The organism is Streptomyces sp. HmicA12 (assembly GCF_000373565.1).
GTDB lineage: Bacteria > Actinomycetota > Actinomycetes > Streptomycetales > Streptomycetaceae > Streptomyces.
Genome location: NZ_KB891803.1, coordinates 1 through 20,291, shown reverse-complemented (window position 1 = coordinate 20,291; position 20,291 = coordinate 1). Strand labels below are relative to the sequence as shown.

23 protein-coding genes and 1 pseudogene are annotated in these 20,291 nt (G+C 70.2%); 10 read left to right on the top strand and 14 right to left on the bottom strand.

What is annotated here, in order from left to right:
- Positions 1-5: 5 nt before the first annotated feature.
- The 4 genes and pseudogenes from B072_RS0112175 to B072_RS0112160 form a co-directional block, all read right to left on the bottom strand.
- On the bottom strand, positions 6-554 hold the full coding sequence (locus B072_RS0112175; RefSeq protein ID WP_018530224.1) for a hemerythrin domain-containing protein: 549 nt from the start codon (positions 552-554) through the stop codon (positions 6-8).
- A gap of 55 nt (positions 555-609) precedes the next feature.
- A pseudogene (locus tag B072_RS43045) lies at positions 610-1,746 on the bottom strand (enolase C-terminal domain-like protein).
- An 86-nt stretch (positions 1,747-1,832) separates the two neighbouring features.
- A complete protein-coding gene (locus B072_RS49615) occupies positions 1,833-1,958 on the bottom strand; it encodes a hypothetical protein (RefSeq protein WP_267880632.1) in 126 nt (41 codons plus the stop codon).
- A gap of 13 nt (positions 1,959-1,971) precedes the next feature.
- Positions 1,972-2,142 (bottom strand): hypothetical protein, encoded by a 171-nt coding sequence (locus B072_RS0112160; protein ID WP_026245739.1) that lies wholly within the window; start codon positions 2,140-2,142, stop codon positions 1,972-1,974.
- Between the two features lie 61 nt (positions 2,143-2,203).
- Here B072_RS0112160 and B072_RS0112155 point away from each other — a divergent pair, with 61 nt between their 5' ends.
- From B072_RS0112155 to B072_RS0112140, 4 genes are all read left to right on the top strand, one after another.
- Positions 2,204-3,133, top strand: coding sequence for a cation diffusion facilitator family transporter (locus tag B072_RS0112155; protein ID WP_051127164.1), 930 nt, complete (start codon positions 2,204-2,206; stop codon positions 3,131-3,133).
- A gap of 248 nt (positions 3,134-3,381) precedes the next feature.
- Entirely contained in the window at positions 3,382-3,540 is a 159-nt protein-coding gene (locus tag B072_RS48110; protein WP_018530220.1) for a hypothetical protein, read from the top strand.
- A 65-nt stretch (positions 3,541-3,605) separates the two neighbouring features.
- Entirely contained in the window at positions 3,606-4,103 is a 498-nt protein-coding gene (locus tag B072_RS43040) for a response regulator (RefSeq protein WP_018530219.1), read from the top strand.
- Positions 4,104-4,210: 107 nt separating this feature from the next.
- A complete protein-coding gene (locus B072_RS0112140; protein WP_018530218.1) occupies positions 4,211-5,269 on the top strand; it encodes a hypothetical protein in 1,059 nt (352 codons plus the stop codon).
- A 70-nt stretch (positions 5,270-5,339) separates the two neighbouring features.
- On the opposite strand, the gene B072_RS0112135 is transcribed toward B072_RS0112140, so the two are convergent.
- A complete protein-coding gene (locus B072_RS0112135; protein ID WP_018530217.1) occupies positions 5,340-5,969 on the bottom strand; it encodes an HdeD family acid-resistance protein in 630 nt (209 codons plus the stop codon).
- Positions 5,970-6,066: 97 nt separating this feature from the next.
- On the opposite strand from B072_RS0112135, the gene B072_RS0112130 reads away from it, so the two are divergent.
- Entirely contained in the window at positions 6,067-6,444 is a 378-nt protein-coding gene (locus B072_RS0112130) for a DUF488 domain-containing protein (protein ID WP_018530216.1), read from the top strand.
- 24 nt (positions 6,445-6,468) lie between these two features.
- Here the strand turns inward: B072_RS0112130 and B072_RS43035 are convergent, their stop codons facing one another.
- The 3 genes from B072_RS43035 to B072_RS0112115 form a co-directional block, all read right to left on the bottom strand.
- Positions 6,469-6,846 carry a helix-turn-helix domain-containing protein gene (locus B072_RS43035; protein WP_078506398.1) on the bottom strand — a complete coding sequence of 126 codons (378 nt, stop codon included), beginning with the start codon at positions 6,844-6,846 and terminating at the stop codon, positions 6,469-6,471.
- A gap of 73 nt (positions 6,847-6,919) precedes the next feature.
- Positions 6,920-7,447: a hypothetical protein gene (locus B072_RS0112120; protein ID WP_018530214.1), complete on the bottom strand. Its 528-nt coding sequence runs from the start codon at positions 7,445-7,447 to the stop codon at positions 6,920-6,922.
- Positions 7,444-8,046, bottom strand: a complete 603-nt coding sequence (locus B072_RS0112115; RefSeq protein ID WP_018530213.1) for a dihydrofolate reductase family protein — start codon at positions 8,044-8,046, stop codon at positions 7,444-7,446. Before B072_RS0112115 ends, B072_RS0112120 begins: the two co-directional genes overlap by 4 nt.
- A gap of 60 nt (positions 8,047-8,106) precedes the next feature.
- Here B072_RS0112115 and B072_RS0112110 point away from each other — a divergent pair, with 60 nt between their 5' ends.
- Entirely contained in the window at positions 8,107-9,846 is a 1,740-nt protein-coding gene (locus B072_RS0112110) for a cation:proton antiporter (protein ID WP_018530212.1), read from the top strand.
- A 20-nt stretch (positions 9,847-9,866) separates the two neighbouring features.
- Here the strand turns inward: B072_RS0112110 and B072_RS0112105 are convergent, their stop codons facing one another.
- The 4 genes from B072_RS0112105 to B072_RS0112090 all read right to left on the bottom strand — a co-directional run bounded on the left by B072_RS0112105 (position 9,867) and on the right by B072_RS0112090 (position 13,579).
- A complete protein-coding gene (locus tag B072_RS0112105; RefSeq protein WP_018530211.1) occupies positions 9,867-10,226 on the bottom strand; it encodes a luciferase family protein in 360 nt (119 codons plus the stop codon).
- Positions 10,227-10,317: 91 nt separating this feature from the next.
- A complete protein-coding gene (locus tag B072_RS0112100) occupies positions 10,318-11,184 on the bottom strand; it encodes a carbohydrate ABC transporter permease (RefSeq protein WP_018530210.1) in 867 nt (288 codons plus the stop codon).
- Positions 11,181-12,152, bottom strand: a complete 972-nt coding sequence (locus tag B072_RS0112095; protein ID WP_018530209.1) for a carbohydrate ABC transporter permease — start codon at positions 12,150-12,152, stop codon at positions 11,181-11,183. The genes B072_RS0112100 and B072_RS0112095 overlap by 4 nt, the downstream gene beginning before the upstream one ends.
- A 107-nt stretch (positions 12,153-12,259) precedes the next feature.
- Positions 12,260-13,579 (bottom strand): ABC transporter substrate-binding protein, encoded by a 1,320-nt coding sequence (locus B072_RS0112090; RefSeq protein ID WP_018530208.1) that lies wholly within the window; start codon positions 13,577-13,579, stop codon positions 12,260-12,262.
- Between the two features lie 271 nt (positions 13,580-13,850).
- On the opposite strand from B072_RS0112090, the gene B072_RS0112085 reads away from it, so the two are divergent.
- The 3 genes from B072_RS0112085 to B072_RS0112075 all read left to right on the top strand — a co-directional run bounded on the left by B072_RS0112085 (position 13,851) and on the right by B072_RS0112075 (position 18,394).
- Positions 13,851-16,253: a glycoside hydrolase family 2 protein gene (locus B072_RS0112085; RefSeq protein ID WP_018530207.1), complete on the top strand. Its 2,403-nt coding sequence runs from the start codon at positions 13,851-13,853 to the stop codon at positions 16,251-16,253.
- A complete protein-coding gene (locus B072_RS0112080) occupies positions 16,250-17,275 on the top strand; it encodes a LacI family DNA-binding transcriptional regulator (protein WP_018530206.1) in 1,026 nt (341 codons plus the stop codon). Before B072_RS0112085 ends, B072_RS0112080 begins: the two co-directional genes overlap by 4 nt.
- A 168-nt stretch (positions 17,276-17,443) precedes the next feature.
- Positions 17,444-18,394: an alpha/beta fold hydrolase gene (locus B072_RS0112075; RefSeq protein WP_018530205.1), complete on the top strand. Its 951-nt coding sequence runs from the start codon at positions 17,444-17,446 to the stop codon at positions 18,392-18,394.
- A 54-nt stretch (positions 18,395-18,448) separates the two neighbouring features.
- Here the strand turns inward: B072_RS0112075 and B072_RS0112070 are convergent, their stop codons facing one another.
- Both B072_RS0112070 and B072_RS0112065 read right to left on the bottom strand, forming a co-directional pair.
- Complete coding sequence (locus B072_RS0112070) at positions 18,449-18,817, bottom strand: Zn-ribbon domain-containing OB-fold protein (RefSeq protein WP_018530204.1); 369 nt, start codon at positions 18,815-18,817, stop codon at positions 18,449-18,451.
- Between the two features lie 196 nt (positions 18,818-19,013).
- Positions 19,014-19,727, bottom strand: a complete 714-nt coding sequence (locus tag B072_RS0112065; RefSeq protein ID WP_018530203.1) for a TetR family transcriptional regulator — start codon at positions 19,725-19,727, stop codon at positions 19,014-19,016.
- 112 nt (positions 19,728-19,839) lie between these two features.
- On the opposite strand from B072_RS0112065, the gene B072_RS0112060 reads away from it, so the two are divergent.
- On the top strand, positions 19,840-20,291 hold a 452-nt coding region (locus B072_RS0112060), incomplete at its 3' end, for an electron transfer flavoprotein subunit beta (protein WP_043243850.1).

Genomic DNA, 20,291 nt, shown 5'->3' with positions numbered 1-20,291 from the left:
GCCGCTCAGGTGCCCGTCACCTTGCGGATGGCGTCCCTGGTGCGGTCGACGAACGTCGCCACGGGCGCCACGGCGACGTTCTTCACCGCGGTGTCGGCCCCGGGGTGCGGGCGGGTCGGGGCGACGGCCTCGGCGGCCTTCACCGCGCGGCCGAGGTTCTCCAGTTTGCCCTTGTCGGCGACCTCCCTGAGGTGCGCGAACTCGTAGCGCTCCTCGTTGTCGGCGTGCGCGAGGACGTCCTCGCGCAGGGAGGTGAACCGGTCGAGGAACTGCGGGGAGTCGGGGTCCATGTCGTCGAGCTGCGACAGGACGCGCTTGGCCTTCTCCTCCTCCTCGATGCGGTCCTTGACGACGAGTTCGCCGCCGTCGATGTTCTTGCGCGCGAAGGGGTGCACGACCTCTTCCTCGGCGGTCTCGTGCACCGCCAGCAGCCGCACGAGGTCGTGGAAGTGCTGTGCGCGCTCCTCTCCCTTGGTGTTGGCCACCTCCTCGAACAGCGAGCGGATCCTGACGTGTTGCTGCGTCAGCAGTTCCACCACGTCGTGGGATGCCATGGGCTCTGCCTCTCGTCTCGGGTGCGGAGCGGGCGGGTACCCGGCGCCGTGGTCGTTACCCGCCCGGTTCAGGCCAGGCGGAGTCCTCGATCTCCTCGCCGCGCAGCACCAGCCCGTGCCCGGGTCCGTTCTCCCCCGGCCGCACCTCGCGGCCCGCCGGGTCGAGGACCCCTCCGAAGAACATCGACTCGATCCGCACGTGGTCGTGGAACCACTCCATGTGCCGCAGGTTCGGCACGCAGGCCGCGACGTCCGCGTGGGCGTGCGGGGCGCCGTGGGCCGAGACCTCCAGGCCGTGCGCCTGGGCTAGGTCGGCCGCGCGCAGGAACTCCGTGACGCCGCCGCAGCGGGTGATGTCGACCTGGAGGCAGTCGACGGCGCCCGCGCCGGTCATGCGGGCGAAACAGGGCAGGTCGTGGCCGTGCCCGCCGGCGGTGACGTCGCAGACGAGGGCGTCGCGGACGAGGCGCAGGCCGGTGAGGTCGTCGCGGGACACCGGTTCCTCGAACCAGCCGACCTGCTGGGTCACGAGCGCCTCACCGATCCGCACCGCCTGTTTGCGGTTGTAGCCGCCGCTCGACGTACAGCTCCGCCTGCGGCCCGATGACGTGGCGGGCGTGGCGGACCCGCTGGAGGTCGCGGGGGCCGCCCGGCCCCGTCCCTCCCCCGTCTTGATCTTCACGCGGGGGATGTGCCGGCCGTGCACCCAGCCGCTGAGCTGGGCGGTCAGATGGGTGTCGTGGTACGTGGTGAAGCCGCCGCTGCCGTAGACGGGCACCGTCGCGCGGGCCGCGCCGAGCAGTCGGACGAGGGGGAGGTCCATGAGCCGCGCCTTGAGGTCCCACAGGGCTAGGTCGACGGCGGAGAGGGCGCAGGAGGCGATGCCGGAGCGACCCGCGTCGCGCACAGCGCGGCACATGCGCTCATGGGCCGCGGGGATGTCGAAGGCGTCCTGCCCTGTGATCCGGTGGGCGAGTTGGTCACGTACGACGTCGGTGGCGGCGGCCGGCGCGTAGGTCCAGCCGATGCCGGTCGTGCCGTCGGCGGCGCGCGCCTCGACGAGGACGACCGTGGTGGTGTCCCAGGCGAGGGTGGCGTCGGCCTCCGGGGCGTCGGTGGGGACGGTGCGGGCGGACGCGGTGAGTGCCTGCACGGGGAGGCAGGTGGTCGGGGCGGGTTTGGCGGTGTTCATGGCGCACCGGGGTGTCGGGGGCCCGGCGGACCGCGCGGGCGCCCCCCGTCAGATGGCTCGCCGCGCGGTCGGCGAGGCCGGGACGGTCAGGACGGGTGGGCGGTGCCGTCGGCGACGAGCGGGGCGGACGGCGGACGGGCGCCGTCGACCGGGTGGACGACGGCGCCCTCTCCCACCGCGGTATCCAGGAACTCTCCGGGGTTTACGGCCACGCACCCCGGCTACTCACCACCGGTACCAACGCGACCTCGAACCGCTCGTTGTCGTGCCGCGCATCACGAACCCGAGCAGCCAGACGACCAGTACGGCCAGCGCCACCCACCAAAGGACCTTCAGCGCGAACCCGGCACCGAAGAGGATCAGTGCGAGCAGGAGAACCAACAGAACAGCCATCATGGTCAGCACCTCCCGGGCCGGCCGAGTGCCCACAACCAACCCTCATACACTGCGAGTTGACGTGACAGAGAAAGCAAGCGAAGAGGACCGCAAGACCCGGCTCACGGTCCTGGTGGCGCTCGGCGCCAATCTGGTGATCGCCGTGGCGAAGGCGGTCGGCGGTCTGATCGCGACGTCGCCCGCGCTCCTCTCGGAGGCCGCGCATTCGGTGGCCGACAGCCTCAACGAGGTCTTCCTCCTCGCGGCTCTGCACCGCAGCCGCAAGCCCGCGGACCGCAAGCATCCGTTCGGCTACGGCAAGGAGCGGTTCTTCTGGTCGCTGCTCGCCGCTGTCGGCATCTTCGTGATGGGCGGCTGCTTCTCCTTCTTCCAGGCGTTCGAGGCGTTCACCTCGGGCGGCCAGGAGGAGTCGCACACGGGCTACGTCGTGGGCCTCGCCGTGCTCGGCGTCGCCCTGGTCGCCGAGGGCAGTTCGCTGATCCGGGCCGTGCACCAGGTCAGGGCGCAGCCCGGCGACGGCATCGGCTCCGACCCGGCACTGCGCACGGTCCTCGCCGAGGACAGCACGGCGGTGCTCGGCGTCCTGCTCGCCGCGGGCGGCATGGCGCTGCACATGGTGACGGGCCACATCGAGTGGGAGGCGGGCGCGTCCCTCGTGATCGGCCTGCTCCTGGTGTACGTGGCCTACGGCCTGGGCCGCAGCGCCCGCGACCAGCTGATCGGCGAGGCCGTCGACCCGGACCTGCGCAGCGGCATCCACGAACTCCTGGACGCACAGGACGAGATCGACTACGTGGCGGCCCTGCACACGATGCGCCTCGGCATGGACTCGACCCTGGTCGCGGCCCGGATCGACCTCGCACCCGGCATCGACAGCGAGCGCCTGGAGCTGGTGAGCGAGCGCATCAAGGGCGAGGTGCGGGAGCGGTGGCCCGAGGCGGATCAGGTGTTCCTGGACGTGGTGGAGGCGCCCCAGGGCGTACGCCACTGACACGACGTCGGGGCCCGGGGCACGTGCGGGCCCCGTACTGACGGCGGCGATTCCCACGCCCCCGTGGGGGTACCCGGCATCGAGGACGGAGCGCTCGACAACTCCCTTCTCGGGAGCACCGGTTGCCCCGGAAGCGCTCATTCATGAACACAACCGGTCGATCAATTGCATCTCGTGGCATCAAGAGGGCGTCTACAAAGCCGTCTACAAGTCAATTCGATCGAATTCGGCCGAAGAAAGGACCGATCATGAACGGCACCGTGCGACCACCCCACCCGGCCGAGACCAAGCACGAGGTCAAGGGCCGGATCCGCACCTGCCGCCCGGCCCGCCGCGACACGCGCGAACCGTCCGGGCCCGACCACGAACGGGATCCTGACTGGAATCTGGTGCGTGGAGAGGACTGAACAGCCTCTTCCATCCCCCTCGTTCCGGCATATGCTGGCGGTGCCGACGAGGGGAGGCCCTGACCATGCCCACCGTTGCACGGCCCAAGATCCTCGTCGTCGACGACCGCGACGACACACTCTTCGCGATGGAGAGCGCGCTCGCTCCGCTCGGGTACCCGATGGACCGGGCCAACTCCGGTGACGACGCCCTCAAGACGGTGCTGCGCGGCGGCGTCGCCGTGGTTCTGCTCGATGTCCTGATGCCCGACTTCAGCGGCTTCGAGGTCGCGCAGTACATGACGCGCCTGGAGCAGACGCAGGACATACCGATCATGATGATCACCGGCGCGGGCCAGGATCCCACCCTGGCCGCGCAGGCCTATGAACTCGGCGTCGCCGACTACGTCGTCAAGCCGATAGATCCCTGGGTGATGCGGACGAAGGTCCGCTATCTGTACGAGACGAGCCGTCGACTGCACGCGCTGCGCGAGCGCCTCCGGGCGTACGAGCAGCGGAGTGAGGAATTCCGCGGCCCCGCGCCGCTCGGCATCGAGAACCACCCACTGCCGCGACCCGCCTGACCCTCCCCCTCCCCCGCCCGCGTGGCCATGCTCACAACCGCCTCCGGACACCCCGCCCCCATGTGGTTGTACAGTACAACTGCAATAAGAGTTGTATAAGCCAACCCATGGAGGTCCTGCTCATGCCCGCGCGCAATCCGGCGCTGCGTCACGTGCTGACGCATCTGCTCACCCCGCTCCTGATGTGCGTGGGCATGGGCCTGGCGTACCTCGGCGCGTTCGCCCACCCCGAGCCGCATCAGCTGCCGGTCGCCGTCGTCGGCTCGGGCGCCGAGGCGAAGGTCTTCGCGCAGACCCTCAAGGACAAGGCCGGCGACGCGCTCGACGTGCGGACGCTCGACGACCGGACCACCGCCGTCGATCAGCTGAGGACGCGTGACATCGACGGCGCGTACGTCCTCGCGGGTCAAGGCGCCGGGAGGCCGGAGCTGATCGTGGCCTCCGCCGGCTCCGACACCACGGTCTCCGTCGTCGAGAAGGTGTTCACGCCGGTCGCCGCACAGCAGGGCGGGCCGCTGAAGGTCACCGACGTGGTGCCGACGGTGGACGACGACCCCACGGGCCAGGGCCTGTTCTTCCTGCTCGTCGCACTCAGCATCGGCTCGTACGCGTCGGTGGCGGTCCTCGGCGGCGCCGGTGCGGCGCTGCGGATGCCGACCCGGGCATGCCTCGTCGTGGGGGTCTCGGCCGTCGTGAGCCTCATCGGCGCGGCGTTCGCGGGGCCGATGTTCCATCTCGCCCACGCCCATCTGTGGGGACTGTGGGGCATGGCCTGGCTGTACTCGGCGGGGATCCTGTTCATCGGCGTCGGCCTGCACACGTTCCTGAAGCGGTGGACGACGCTCGGCGTCATGGTGCTCTTCGTGATGCTCAACTTCACCAGCTCCGGCGGGATCTTCCGGCCCGAGCTGCAGAACGGCTTCTTCGGCGGCCTGCACACGTTCTGGAACGGCGCGGGGTTCGTCGAGGGGGCGCGCAGTCTTCTCTACTTCGATCAGTACGGCCTGGCGCGGTACGTGTGGACGCTCACGGCGTGGCTGGTCGCGGGGCTCGTCGTGATCGGGGTGGCGGGGCTCGCGGAGCGCCGGCAGGAGCGCGCCCTGCGGGACGCCGCCGTCGCGCAGAGCCCGGTCGAGGAGGAGCTGGAGGAGGCCGTCGGGGTCTGACGCCGCTGTCCGATCACGCGGTTTCCCCTGGAGCCCGTCGCGCCCTTCGCGCGCGACGGGCTTCGGCCGTTCACGCGCCCGTGGGGATGTTCTTCGCCTTGCCGCGGATCGCGAACGCCGTGACGATCTCCACCACGCCGACCACGAGCAGCCACAGTCCGCCGACCAGGGTGAGCACCGCGACCGTCTCGAACGGAGAGACGATCAGGACGATGCCGGCCAGTGCGCTGACCACGCCGAGGAAGATCTGCCACCCGCGCGCGGGCATCGCCGGGTCGGACGCCGCGGCGACGGTCTGGGTGATGCCGCGGAACAGCCAGCCGATGCCGATCCACAGCGCGAGCAGCAGGATCGACTGCATCGCCCCGCGGAAGCAGAACAGTCCCAGCAGCACCGACAGGGCACCGCTGATGAAGCCCACCACCCGCATCCCCGTGGTGACGTGGTGGCCGAACGCGGAGACCAGCTGGAAGATGCCGCTGACCAGGAGATAGACGCCGAACAGGACACCCGCCGCCAGCAGGGAGGCGCCCGGCCAGACGAGCACGAGCACGCCGAGGATGAGGGAGGCGACACCCATGAGCAGCACGGCCTGCCACGCGGACTGCGCGAGCCTGCCGAGCGGTCCCTGCTCGGGAGGCGGGGCGCCCGCGCCGGGCGTCTGCTGCGGGGTCTGAGGGTCGTACGGTGCTTGGGTCATGTCCGACTACTCGCACACGCCGGGACGTTCGGCCATCGGGGTGGGCCGAACAGGGGAACGCGCGGGACACCGACCGCGGGGCCCGCACAATGGCCCCATGAGCTCGCACCAGCGCCCGGACCCCTACGCCGTACGCCGCGTCTACGACCCGCCCGCCCCGGCCGACGGCACCCGTGTGCTGGTCGACCGGCTGTGGCCGCGCGGCATCTCCAAGGAGCGGGCCGCCGTCGACGAGTGGCTCAAGGACATCGCCCCGTCCAAGGAACTGCGGACCTGGTACCACGAGAACCGCGACGGACGGTACGACGCCTTCGCCGAGCGCTACGACACCGAACTGGCCGAGCCGGTCAGGGCCGAGCTCGTGCAGCACGTACGGAAGCTGGCGCGGCACGGCCGGGTCACGCTGGTGACCTCGGTCAAGGAGATCGAGCGCAGCCACGTCCCCGTGCTCGTGCGCCACCTGCGCGGCGACTGACGCGAAGAGCTCGACGGGGGCCGATCAGGCCGCCAGGCAGACCGTTCCGCGCCCCCGGGCCACACCCGTCCCCCGCGCGGCGAGCGAACCGACCGCGGTGACGGAGACCGTGCTGCGCACCTGGACCGCGCGCGCCAACTCTCCCTGGGCGAGCGCCAGGACGTCGAACAGGCCGAGGCCGAGCGCCCCGGCCACGGCGGCGAGCATCTCCGACGAGGCCTCCTTGCGGCCGCGCTCCATCTCGGAGAGGTAGGGCATGGAGATCCCCGCGACGTCGGCCACGTCCTGCAAGGTCCGTCCCTGGGCGCGCCGCCGGCGGCGCAGCACGTCCCCGACGACGTGCCGCCACAGCGGCTCGGGGCTGGGGGCGGGGCGAGGACTGCGGGTCTCGTGGGCGCTCATCGCGCCAGCGTAGGCCGAGTGAGGGCCCGGCGGGAGCCGACTTCACCCACAGCGATATCGCGCGCCGCCGCGGCTACTTGATGAGCGCGTTGGCCACGACGACCAGGATGCCGAGCAGCGCGTCGCCCGATCCGATGCGCAGCGCGGACGGCCAGGTCCTGCCCCCGACCCGGGCGGCGAGCAGACCCCAGGCGAAGAGCAGGACGACGTTGAAGGTGAACGCGACGTACTCGACGCCGTCCGAGTCCCACCACCCGAGGCCCGCGCCGAGCAGAATCAGCATGGTCGGCGCGGTGGCCAGGAGCAGCGGCCACTCCTGGAACAGGAGCCGCAGCGCGGCGAGCGCCCCGTGGTGGGCCTGGTCGCCGCGCCGCGCGATCAGATGGGCGTAGCCGTGGGCGAGCGCCGAAGCGAGTGCGGTGATCAGCAGCCAGGCGGCGTCGTACAGACGGTCCGCACGGGAGCTCTCGCCGTAGCGGGTGAGCGCCGCGACCATCGAGCTGGCGAGGACGGCGCCGTAGACGCCGCCGAACAGGACGTGCGGGCGCGCCGCGTAGCCGCCGAGCGCGCGGCATCGGGCCGCGACGCGCCGCCACCTCACGTGCCGGCTCGTTCGTGGCGCAGCAGGACGACCCCGTTGGGGAAGGCGCGGGTCTCGGCGAGGCGCAGGGGTGCCGGGGCGAAGGAGGTGGCCGGGAAGAGGGGTGTGCCCGCGCCGATCCTGACGGGGTGCACGTAGGTCCGGAATTCGTCGACCAGATCGTGCTCCAGGAAGGTGGCGGCCAGGTCGGCTCCGCCGACGACGAGATCGCCGCCGGGTTCCTCCTTGAGGGCCCGGATGGCGGCCGGGACGACCTCGGGGACGACGGTGGCGTGCCAGTCGGTGGGCCCGGGCGGCAGCGTCCGGGAGAAGACGATCTTCGGCTTCTCCCGCCAGAGGCCGGCGAACTCCGCCATGACGGGGGTGCACTCCGGGTCGGCGTCGGCGGTCGGCCAGTAGTCCGCCATGAGCCGGTGGGTGACGCGGCCGGTGAGGAAACCGCCGACGGAACGCGTCAGGTCGTTGAAGTGCTGGTGGAGCGTGTCGTCCACCTGGTGCCAGTCGATCTCGCGGTCCGGGCCCTCCAGGTATCCGTCCAGGGACACCTGCATCATCAGGACGATCTTGCGCATCTCGGCCTCGCCTCTCGTCTCGTCCATCGCTCGGCCGTCCACAATGGCCCGCATGCACCAGCTTGCACAGAGGCCCGCGAGGCTGCCATGGAAGTGACCCTGATCGCCGTCGTCGGCATCGCGAGCATCGTGGCGGTGGCCGCGTTCTCGCAACGCCTCGGACTCGCCGCGCCGCTGAGCCTGGTCGTGGTGGGCATCTGCCTGAGTTTCGTACCGGGTGTGCCGGTGGTGGAGCTGGAGCCGGAGTGGGTCCTCGCGGGCGTTCTGCCGCCCCTGCTGTATTCCTCGGCCGTGAACATGCCCGCGCAGGACTTCCGCCGCGACATCAAGGCCATCGGCGGGCTCGCGGTGCTGCTGGTCGTGGTGTCCACGCTGGGCGCGGGCTGGCTCGTGCACCTGCTCATGCCGGACATCGGCTGGCCGGCCGCGTTCGCGCTCGGCGCGGTCGTCAGCCCGACGGACGCGGTGGCCGCGACGTCGGTGGGCCGCAAACTCGGCCTGCCGTCACGTCTGTTGACGCTTCTGGAGGGCGAGGGTCTGGTCAACGACGCCTCCGCCCTGGTGCTTCTGCGCTCCGCGGTCGCGGCGATGGCCGGTGCGGTGTCGCTGTGGGGCGTGGCCGGGGACTTCGTGTTCTCGGTGGTGGTGGCGGTCGCGGTGGGCGTGGTCGTCGGCCTGGTCAACGTACGGGTGCGGGCCCTGCTCGACGACACCGTCCTGAACACGGCGATCTCGTTCGTCGTCCCCTTCGTCGCGTACGTGCCCGCCGAGGAGTTCGACGCGTCCGGAGTTCTCGCGGTCGTCGTCACGGGCCTCGTGACCGGGCACCAGAGCCCCCGGCTGCTGCGGGCACAGGATCGGCTCGGCGAGGCGATGAACTGGCGCACCCTCGCTTTCCTGCTGGAGAGCTCGATCTTCCTGCTGATGGGGCTCGGCCTGAAGACGCTCCTGGACGAGGCGCACCGGCACGACAACGGGCTGGGCGCGGGCCGCGTCGTCCTCTACGGCCTCGCGCTCACGGGCCTCGTGATCGTCGTACGCATGGTGTTCGTGGTGCCGCTGGTGGCGATGGTGCGCCGCGACGAACGCCGGGCCGCCGCCGCGAAACCCATGATCGAGCGGATGCAGGAGCGGCTGAACACCTTCGACCTGGGCGAACGGTTCAGCCCCCGCAAGCAGGCACACATCCAGCGCCGCGTGACCCGCACCAGCGCCGACATCGACTTCCGGCTGACGGAGACGCTCGGCTGGCAGGGCGGCGTGGTGCTCGCCTGGTCGGGCATGCGGGGCGCGATCACGGTGGCAGCGGCCCAGACCCTGCCCGAGGACACGCCGTTCCGCGCGCAGTTGATCCTGATCTCGTTCGTGGTGGCCGTGACGACCCTGCTGCTGCAGGGCCTCTCCCTGCCGGCCGTGATCCGTACCGTGCGCATCCCGGGTGACGATCCCGCGCGGCTGCGCGACGAGTACGTCCGTCTGGTCGGCGAGTTGTCGGACGCGGCGTCCGCCGCCGTGGACGAGGCCGCCGCGGACGGTTCCGTTCCGCCCGACATCGTGGACCGCGTACGGCAGGACAGCCGGATCCGGCCGAAACAGGCGGACCTGGACGAGGACGAGCGGGACCACACCCCGGCACCCGCGGACTTCGACGCGGCCCGCGCCACCTACCTGAAGCTGCGCCTGGGGGTCATCACGGCGGAACGCGAGGCCCTCCTCACCGCCCGCACCCACGGCTCCTACAGTTCGCGCGCACTGCAAGGCGCCCAGCACGTCCTCGACCTCGAAGAGGCGCGACTGCAGCAGTTCGGCGACCAGTTCGAGGAGTGACAGCGGCGGTCGGCCCGGACCTACGAAGCCCGCGGCCGCTCCCAGTCGCAGGGGCGCGAAGGGAACGCGTGCGCGTCGTGTTCCTTCAGCGCCACGCTCACCAGGCTGAGCAGCAGGTGCACGTCCGTGTCGCACTCCAGGAGCACTGTGATCCAGGAGGCGCCCGGCTCGACCCTGATGGCACTGTTGTGCCGCAGTTGCGGAAGGAGCCGCTGCACCGCCGACGAGGTGAGATACAGATCGGCGCAGTCGTCGGCGTGGAAATGGACGAGTTCGTGGCCCGCCGCACCGAAGGCGTGCCCAACCGAGCACCGGGGCGGACCACTTACCAGGTTCGGCCAGGTCCCGAGTTCGGACATGGCGCGCTGGGCCGCGGTCATGTCTCCATCCTCGCGCACGCTTCACCTGGAGGACCACCCCCATCAACCCCCGTGTTCCGCCCGCTACTTGCCGTGACGCCTCCGACGCCGGCTACTTGGTCGCGCCCTGGGCGAAACCGTTGTAGATGTAACGCTGAAGGAATAGGAAGACCAGCAGGGTCGGCACGATCACGAGGATCGCTCCGGCGGAGATGTTCTCCCAGTGCGCGCCGAACGGCCCCTTGAAGCGGAACAGTGCCGTCGAGATCGTCCCCATGTCCTCGGACGGCATGTAGAGGAAGGGGATGTAGAAGTCGTTGTACGTCGTGATGCCCTTGACGATGACGACCGTGGCGATCGCCGGCTTGAGCAGCGGAAAGATGATCTTGCGGTAGATGGTGAAGGTGTTCGCGCCGTCGAGCCGGGCCGCCTCGTCGAGCGAGGTCGGGATCCCGCGGATGAACTGCAGGAAGATGTAGATCGACACGATGTCCGTGCCCATGTAGAGCAGGATCGGCGCCCACCGGGTGTCCACCAGGCCGAAGCTGTTGACCACTTGGAAGGTGGCCACCTGGGTCGTGACGCCGGGCACGAGCGTGGCGATGAGGAAGAGGGCCATCACCGTCTTCTTCAGCCGGAACTCGAAGCGGTCGATCGCGTACGCCGTCATCGAGCCGATGAGCACCGTGCCGGTGATGGAGAACACCAGGATGAAGGCGGTGTTGCCGAACGCCGTGAGCATGTGCCCGTCGCGGAACGCCGTGGTGTAGTTCGAGAAGTTCAGCCAGTCGTGCGGCAGGCTCAACGCGCCGCCTCCGTCGGCCACTTCACCGGACGTCTTCAGCGAGGTGAGGAGGACGACGACGAGCGGCACGAGGACCACGAGCGAGGCGACGACCAGCGAGAGGTACGTCAGCGCGGTGCCGATGCGGGGCCTGCGGCGCGCGGCGGGGAGGTCGTCCGTGGTGAGCGTGGTCATACGAGGTCCACCTTGTCGTCGGGCACGAGCCGCCGCTGGATCCAGGTGACCACCAGGATGATCAGCAGCAGGACCACGGCGCAGGCCGAGGCGAGGCCCGTCTTGTTGAACTGGAAGGCGAGCTTGACCGTCTGGATGACGAAGGTCGAGGTGCCGGTCGCGCCGCCGGTCATGATGTACGGGATCTCGAAGACGGCCAGCGAGCCGGAGATCGCCAGGATGACGCTGAGGCTGAGCACCGGCCGGATGCCGGGCGCGATGATGTGCCGGAACTGCTGCCAGCGGCTCGCCCCGTCGAGCTGCGCCGCCTCGTACAGCTCCCCCGGGATCGACTGGATCGCGCCGAGGAAGAGGACGAAGTTCAGGCCGGTGAAGCGCCAGACGGACACCCCGGCGAGGGAGGTGTTCGCGGACTCGGGATCGCCGAGCCAGGCGTGGTCGGCGCCGACGCCGAACCAGGACAGGAGCGAGTCGAGGGTGCCGCCGTCCTGGAAGAAGTAGAGGAAGACGAAGCCGATGGCGACGCCGTTGATCAGGTAGGGGAAGAAGAGGATCCCCTTGAAGAAGTTCCTGAAGCGCAGATCGAAACTGAGGACGGTCGCGAAGTAGAGCGCGATCACGATCTGCACCGCCGAGGCGGCCAGGTAGTAGAAGCTCACGAAGAAGACCCGGAACAGCTCGGGCCGGGTGAAGAGCTGGGTGTAGTTCTCCATCCCGGTGAAGTTCCGGTCGGGACTCACCCCGTCCCAGTCCGTGAAGCTGTAATAGATCATGTTGCCCACGGGGACGTAGGTGAAGGTGATCAGCAGCGCGATCGGCGCGAGCAGGAACAGCCACGGCGTGATCCGGCGCAGCGGACGGTCGCGCCAGGACCGGGTGGGCGGCGCCGCGCCCCGGAGGCGGCGGGCGGCGGGCGTGTACCGGCTCGGGGCCGGGGACGCCGAGGACGGGGACGTGGTGTCGGTCATGTCGGACAGGGCCTTTCGTGATCCGCGACGGGCGATCCGCGACGAGGGTCTTGTCGGCGGGGGCCCGGCCCGCGTGACGGCGGCGCGGGCCCCGTGCACGGGTCCGGTCAGTTGCCCGCGGTCGCGGCGGCGTCGGCCCAGCGCTTGTCGAGGTCCGCGAAGTAGTCCTTCAGGGAGCCCGGTTGGGCGCCGCGGGCGATGTCGATCAGCTTCTGCCGGTAGTCCTGCTTGCTGAGACCGATCTCGGAGGCGTTGTCGATGGCGTTGACCTGCTCCGTCTTGGCCTCGGAACGCTCGATCAACGTGACATCGTTGTCTTCATAGGGCTTGAGGACATCGGGGTAGCTCATGGCCTTCAGTGCCGAGACCCCGCCCTCCTTGGCGGCGAAGCCCGACTTCTCCGTGAACCAGTCGATCCAGGCGCGGGCCGCTTCCTTGTGCTCGGAGTGCGCGTTGACGGCGAGCTGGTAGTCGGAGACGAGGGTGGCGCAGAAGTGGCCGTCCTTCTGGACCGGGAACGGCATGAAGCCGATGTCGTCCGGGTTCTCCCCGGCCGCCTGCGCGGCGCCGCGCATCTGGTTGACGGCCCAGGAGCCGAGCAGCATGCTGCCGATCTTGCCCTTGGCCAACTGGGTCTTGGACGCTTCCCAGTTGGTGGTGGTCGGGTCCTTCTCGGACAGCTTGTCGTGCACGATGTCGTAGAGCAGCGTGTCGCTGACGTTCAGATCGCTGCCGTCGGCCCACGGCTTGTCCGCGGTGGCCAGGGCGTCCGACGCCTTGCCGTCGCAGCTGACCGAGCCCACGTTGTTGGTCCAAGCCCCGCTCAGCGGCCAGCCGTCCTTGAAGTTGGTGTAGTACGGCGTGGCACCCGTCTTCGCCTTGACCCGCGCGAGATCGTCGAGGAACCGGTCGGGGGTGGTCGGCCAGTCGGTGATGCCGGCCCTCTTCCACAGCGCCTTGTTGTAGACGAAGCCGTTGGCGGTACCGAAGTTGGCTATGCCGTACGTCTTTCCGCGCACATCGGTCTTGCCGGTGAACCGGTACTTGCGCTCCATGGTCCCGGTGTCACCGAGGGGCGCGAAGAACTTGGGATAGTCCCCCTTGGCTATCGCGGCGGGGATCAGCAGGACGTCACCGTAGTCGTCGGTGTTCATCCGGATCTTGACCTCCCCCTCGTAGTCGGTGATGCCCTGGAACTTCACCGTGACCTTGGGGTAGTTCTTCTTGAACGCGGCGGCGTACTTCTTCATCGTGCCGTCCTGCACGAGGTCGGTGCGGTTGGTCAGCACCGTGATGGTGCCCGACACCTTGCCGGGGTCCGAAGGCGCGGTGGCCGCCTCCCCCGTGGACGCCCCTCCTCCGCCACACCCCGTGACGGTCAGCAGCGCGGTGGCAAGCAGCGCGGTGCTCAGCGACTTCGTCCTCATGTGCCCAACTCCTTCCAAGGGTTACGGCTCAGGCCCTGCGGCTGACGGCACTATGTCAGCCATTCGTGAACCGGTAAAGCTAGGATTTCCGGCGCGATACCCAATCGTTACTCCCTTGCAAGAGCGGGGAGTTGGGGCCTTGAGGCCTACCTGCACAGTTCTCCTCGTCCGCGATCCCGGGATGGGACTAGACCGGTTCACTTCACTGCGACTAGGTTGACGGACGTCTCATACGAATCCCGGGCCGTGGCCGTCCGATTGGAGCCGCACTATGAAGGACATCACCCAGCTCAGCGACGGTTGGCGTCTCGCGCACGACGGGGCACGGCTGCCCGCCGAGGTCCCCGGCTGCGTCCACACCGATCTGCTGTCGGCCGGGCTGATTCCGGACCCGTTCATCGGGCTCAACGAGCGGGAGATCGACTGGGTGGGGCGCCGTTCCTGGACGTACACCCGCGAGCTGCCGCCCGCGCCGGACGACCACGAACGCACCGACCTGGTATTCGACGGCCTGGACACGGTGGCCCACATCTCCCTGGGCGAGAGCGAGTTGGGGCGCACGCGGAACATGCACCGCGCCTATCGCTTCGATGTCACAGGCCGCGCGGGCGAGTTGAGCGTCACGTTCGCCTCCGCCCATGAAGAGGCCGCCGCCGTGAGGCAGTTGGTGGGCGAGCGGCCGAACGTCTATCCCGAGCCGTTCCAGTACGTCCGCAAGATGGCCTGCAGCTTCGGCTGGGACTGGGGGCCCACCGTGGTCACGGCCGGACTGTGGCGTCCGGTCCGGCTCGAACGCTGGTCGACGGCGCGGATCGAGCGGGTGCGGCCGCTGGTCACCGTCGACGGGACGCGGGGGCGGGTGGAACTGCGCGTCGACGTGGAGCGCACGGCAACGGGAGCGGAGCGACCGCTCGTCGCGCGTGCCACGGTGGCGGGGGTCGAAGCGCGCGCCGAGGTCGATGACAACGCTGTCACGCTGGTGCTCGACGTGCCGGACGTGCGGCTGTGGTGGCCACGAGGGCACGGCGAACAACCCTTGTACGAGGTCGAGTTGATTCTGCTCGACGGCTCGGCGCCGCTGGACGAGTGGCGGCGCAGGGTCGGGTTCAGGACCGTCGAGCTGGATCGCGGCGCGGACGAGCACGGCACCGGTTTCACGTTCGTCGTCAACGGCGAGCGGATCTTCGTACGCGGGGTGAACTGGATCCCCGACGACGTGCTGCCCTCCCGGATCACGCCCGAGCGCTACCGCACGCGTCTGGAGCAGACGGCCGCCGCCCATGTCGACCTGGTGCGCATCTGGGGCGGTGGCATCTACGAGGACGACGCGTTCTACGACATCTGCGACGAGCTCGGTCTGATGGTGTGGCAGGACTTCCTCTTCGCCTGCTCGGCCTATCCCGAGGAGCAGCCGCTGCGCGGCGAGGTGGAGGCGGAGGCACGCGACAACGTCGTACGGCTCATGCCGCACCCCAGCCTCGTCCTGTGGAACGGCAACAACGAGAACCTGTGGGGGTTCCGGGACTGGGACTGGGAGGAGCCCCTCGCCGGGAACTCCTGGGGCGAGGGCTACTACCTCGGTCTGCTGCCGCGTGTGGTCGCGGAGTTGGACCCGACGCGGCACTACTCGGCGGGCAGCCCGTGGTCCGGTTCCTGGGACCACCACCCGAACGACCCCGACCACGGCACGTACCACTCGTGGGAGGTGTGGAACCGGCGGGACTACACCGAGTACCTGGCCGATGTGCCGCGGTTCGTCTCCGAGTTCGGCTGGCAGGCGCCGCCCACGATGGCCACACTGCGGCGCGCCCTGCCCGGCGAGGAGCTCGCCCCGGACTCCCCCGGCATGCTGCACCACCAGAAGGCGGAGGACGGGAACGGAAAGCTGAACCGTGGCATCGCCCGCCATTTCGCCCTGCCCGAGGGCGACTTCGACCGCTGGCACTACCTGGCGCAGGTCGTCCAGGCCAGGGCGATCGCCACGGGGATCGAGCACTGGCGCTCCCACTGGCCGCGCTGCGCCGGCACGATCGTCTGGCAGATCAACGACTGCTGGCCGGTCAGCTCCTGGTCGGCGATCGACGGCGACGGCCGGCTCAAGCCGCTCCACCACGAGCTGCGCCGGGTCTACGCCGACCGGCTCCTCACCCTCCAGCCGGGCCCGGACGGGCCGCACCTCGTCCTGGCCAATCAGGGATCCGAGCCGTGGACGTGCGACGTCACACTCCGGCTCATGCGCGCGGACGGCACCCGGGCGGCCAGCGTCTCGCTCGCCCTGACCGCGCCGCCGCGCGAGGTGCTGCGCCTGCCGGTGCCGCCTGAGCTCGTGCCGGCCGAAGGGTCCGTGAAGGAGTACCTGGTCGCCGACGCCGACGGGCTGCGGGCGCTGCACTTCCCGGTGCGGGACCACGAGTTCGGCTATCCGCAGCCGCGCTTCGACATCGCCGTCGAAACCGTCGACCGCGGCCGGGATACAGTCGACGTCGTGGTCACCGCTCATACCCTCGTCCGCGATCTGCTCCTGCAGGCCGACCGGCTCTCCCCGGCCGCCCACGCCGACCGCGGCCTGCTCACGCTGCTGCCCGGCGAGTCGACCAGGATCCGGCTGCACGGCGCCCCGGACTCCGGTGCCAACGCGATCCGGGCGGCACTGTTCTGCGTGGAGCCCGCGTGAGCACGCCCACCCGGCGCGTCACCATCAAGGACGTCGCGGCCGCGGCCGGGGTGTCGAAGGGCGCGGTGTCGATCGCGTTCAACCACAAGCCCGGCCTGTCCGAGGCCACGCGCGAGCGGATCTTCGCCGTGGCCCGGGAGATGGGCTGGGCGCCCAACTCCTCGGCGCGCAACCTCTCCAACCGGCGGACGGACACGATCGGCCTGGCCATCTGCCGCCCGGCACGGCTGCTCGGCCTCGAACCGTTCTACATGGAGTTCATCTCCGGCATCGAGAGCGTGCTGTCCGAGCGGTCCTGCTCGCTGCTGCTGCGCCTGGTCAGCAGCCTGGACGAGGAGGTCGCGCTGCAGGAGATGTGGTGGCGCGAGCGGCAGGTCGGCGGTTCCGTGCTGGTCGACTTCCATCAGGACGATCCGCGGATCGAGCCGCTCACCCGGCTCGGTCTGCCCGCCGTGGCGGTCGGCCATCCGGACCTGACCGGCGGCTTCCCCTCGGTGTGGACGGACGACGCCACCGCGGTCGCGGAGGCCGTGCGCTATCTGGCCGCCCTGGGCCACCGCCGGATCGCCCGGGTGGGCGGTCCCGCCGGTCTCGGGCACAGTGGCATCCGCAAGCGGGCGTTCGAGGAGACCTCGGCGGGTCTCGGTCTGGATCCGGGTCTTCAGGTGACGACGGGATTCTCGGGCGAGGAAGGGGCGCGGGCGACGCGCTCGCTGCTGCTTCACCCCGAGCGGCCGACCGCGGTCGTCTACGACAACGACATCATGGCGGTGGCCGGTCTCGGGGTCGCCGCCGAGATGGGCATCCGGGTACCGGACGAACTCTCCCTGCTCGCCTGGGACGACTCGCAACTGTGCCGGCTGACGCATCCGACGCTGTCGGCGATGAGCCATGACGTGCACGGTTTCGGCGCGGATGTGGCCCGCGTCCTGTTCGACGTGATCGCGGGCCGCCCGGTGACCCCGCACCCCTTGTCGACGCCCTCACTCACGCCCCGGGCGTCCACGGCGCCGCCGAGGTAGCCGGCGCTGGCTGGCCGCCGGCCCGGCCGTCGCGCCCGGTCACTGAACCGTGGTTCAGCCGCGTCCGTCCACCTCGGCCTCCGGCGGTCGCTCCCGGCCCACCCTTGTGCGGGCCGCCGGCATCGACTTCACTCTCTCGGACACGTCTACACGCAGGGAGTTTCACTCATGCCCACACCATCGCCGCTCGCCGGGTGGGAAGACGTCGCGTCACGGGACGTCGCGACGAACGGCATCACGTTGCGGGTCTTCGAGCACGGCCCCGAGACCGGTGAGGGGACGGACCGGCCGCTGGTCGTGCTCTGCCACGGCTTCCCCGAGCTGGCGTTCTCCTGGCGGCACCAGGTTCTGGCGCTCGCCGCGGCGGGTTACCGGGTCCTCGTCCCCGACATGCGCGGCTACGGCGGCAGTTCACGGCCCGACGACCTCGACGCGTACGACGCACTGACGCTGTGCGGGGATCTCGCCGGGCTGCTGGACGCCGTGGGCGCGGACGACGCGGTGTTCGTGGGGCACGACTGGGGGGCGATCGTCGTGTGGCAGATGGCGACGGCGCACCCGGAGCGCGTGCGGGCGATGGCGGGGATGAGCGTGCCCGCGGCGCCCCGCCCGCCGGCGCCGCCGGTTCCCATCCTGCGCAAGCGGAACGGCGACGACTTCTACATCGTGTGGTTCCAGGAGCCGGGTGTCGCCGACCCCGCGCTGGCGCGCCAGGTCCGCAGGACGCTCGTCACGCGGGAGATCTACTCGGCCGAGTGGGCCGCCCGCCCCGACGAGCAGTTGCCGCCGCCGCGTTGGCTGAGCGACGACGAACTCGCCTACTACGTGACCGAGTTCGAGCGGACGGGGTTCACGGGCGGCCTCAACTACTACCGTAATCTGGACCGCACCTGGACCCTCACGGAGCACTTGGCGGGACGGACGATCGACTGCCCGTCGCTGTTCGTCACCGGTTCCAAGGACCCGGTCGCCCGCTTCATGCCGGACGACAGGATGGAACGGGTGCTCACGGATCTGCGCGGCCGGGTCGTCATCGACGGTGGCGGTCACTGGATCCAGCAGGAGCGGCCCGACGAGGTGAACGCGGCACTCCTCGACTTCCTCGCGGGACTCGACTGACCCGCGCTTCCGGCAGCGCCCGTCCGCGGCGGTACTCGTCCGCGGCGGTACGTGTCACCAGCGGGCGTCGTCCGTCGCGTCGTCGCACAGTTCGAAGAGGACCTCGCCGACCGCCGAGCCGACGACCGTTCCGCGCGCGGGCCGGACGCCGGCGCCCACCCACACCAGATGGGGTGCGGTGCCGACGATCCGGCACGGCACGACGAAGTCCTCGGGGAAGCGGACCAGTGCTTCGTTGCGGGCCGCGCCGGTACCGCGGTGGACCACCCGCGACTGCACCACGATGCCGGGGCCCGTACTGCGCTCGGTCTCCAGGTCGCTGGACGCGCACACCGGGCACAGCAGCCGCCGGAACGACGGTGTGCCGCACCACCGGCAGCGCTGGTAGGCGAAGCCCGCGGCGTCCTTCGCCGGAGGCGCCATCACGCCGACCCCGGCCCCCGCCCCTGCTCCGATTCCGCTTCCGGACACCCCTGCCCACTCCGACATCCTCGGCCTCCCGCGCTCGCCCGGCGTGCGCCGGGCTGCGGCCACGGCGCCTCCGTCATCGTATGGCACTGAGTGCCGTGCAGTAAAGACACCCAGTACCCTCAACTGTCGGCCGATCGCCTGCCGCCCGTCAGTCGTCCCGCAGCGCCGTCTCGACCTGCTGGATGACGCGCCACATCGGCGCACCCTTGGGCGCGACCATGACGACGACGTCGTCGGGCGCCACGGCCGGGGGTGCCTGCGCGGCTCCGCCCCACACCTGTCGCACGAGGCCGAGGGCGTGGTCGACGGCCGCTTCGGCGTCGCCGTCGCCACCGGAACGCAGCCAGGCGCGCAGCGCGTTGTTGTGTGCGGCGACCACCGACGCGGCGACGACCTCGGCGCGCAGGGCGCCGTCCGTGGCGCCGCTCCAGCGCTGCCGCAGATACCCGGCGAGCGTGCGCTCGTAGCGGCGCACGACGGACAGTTCGTACGTGCGCAGGCCCGGGACCTCGCGCGTCAACCGGTAGCGCTGGACGGAGAATTCGGGGTTCGCCGCGTACATGCGCAGCACGAGGCGGGCCGCGTCGCACACCGCCTCGACGGCGTCGCGCTCGTCGCTCGCGGTGTCGAGGAAGGCCGTCATGTCGGCCAGGCAGCTCTCGTGGTCGGGGAAGACCGCGTCCTCCTTGGACGGGAAATAGCGGAAGAAGGACCGCCGACCGACCCCCGCCCGCGCCACGATGTCGTCCACGGTCGTCCGCTCGAACCCGCGCTCCAGATACAGCTGGAACGCCGCCTCGGCCAGCACCTCCCGCATGGGTGCCTTCTTCTGTGACCCGTTGACCTCGCGCGCCTCGCTCATGCCGGGAACGTAACACCGGGAGCTCCGCTTTGGCACTACGTACCTTTACAGAGGGAACTCAGTGCCATACGTTGGCAACACCCTGAGGACGCCCTGAGCGAGGAGATTCGGCGTGAGCTTGAGGATCGTTGTCACCGTGAAGTATGTGCCGGATGCGACCGGCGACCGGCACTTCGCCGATGACCTGACCGTCGATCGTGATGGTGTGGACGGGCTGCTGTCGGAGCTGGATGAGTATGCGGTGGAGCAGGCGCTGCAGATCTCGGAGAACTCCGATGACGACGTGGAGATCACCGTGTTGACGGTGGGTCCCGAGGACGCGAAGGACGCGCTGCGCAAGGCGTTGTCGATGGGTGCGGACAAGGCGATCCATGTCGAGGACGACGATCTGCACGGCACGGACGCGATCGGGACCTCGCTGGTGCTGGCGAAGGCGATCGAGAAGGCCGGTTTCGACCTGGTNGTCTCCGGTATGGCCTCCACCGACGGCACGGCCGGGATCGTGCCGGCGCTGGTCGCCGAGCGGCTGGGGGTGGCGCAGGTGACGCTGCTGTCCGAGGTGGC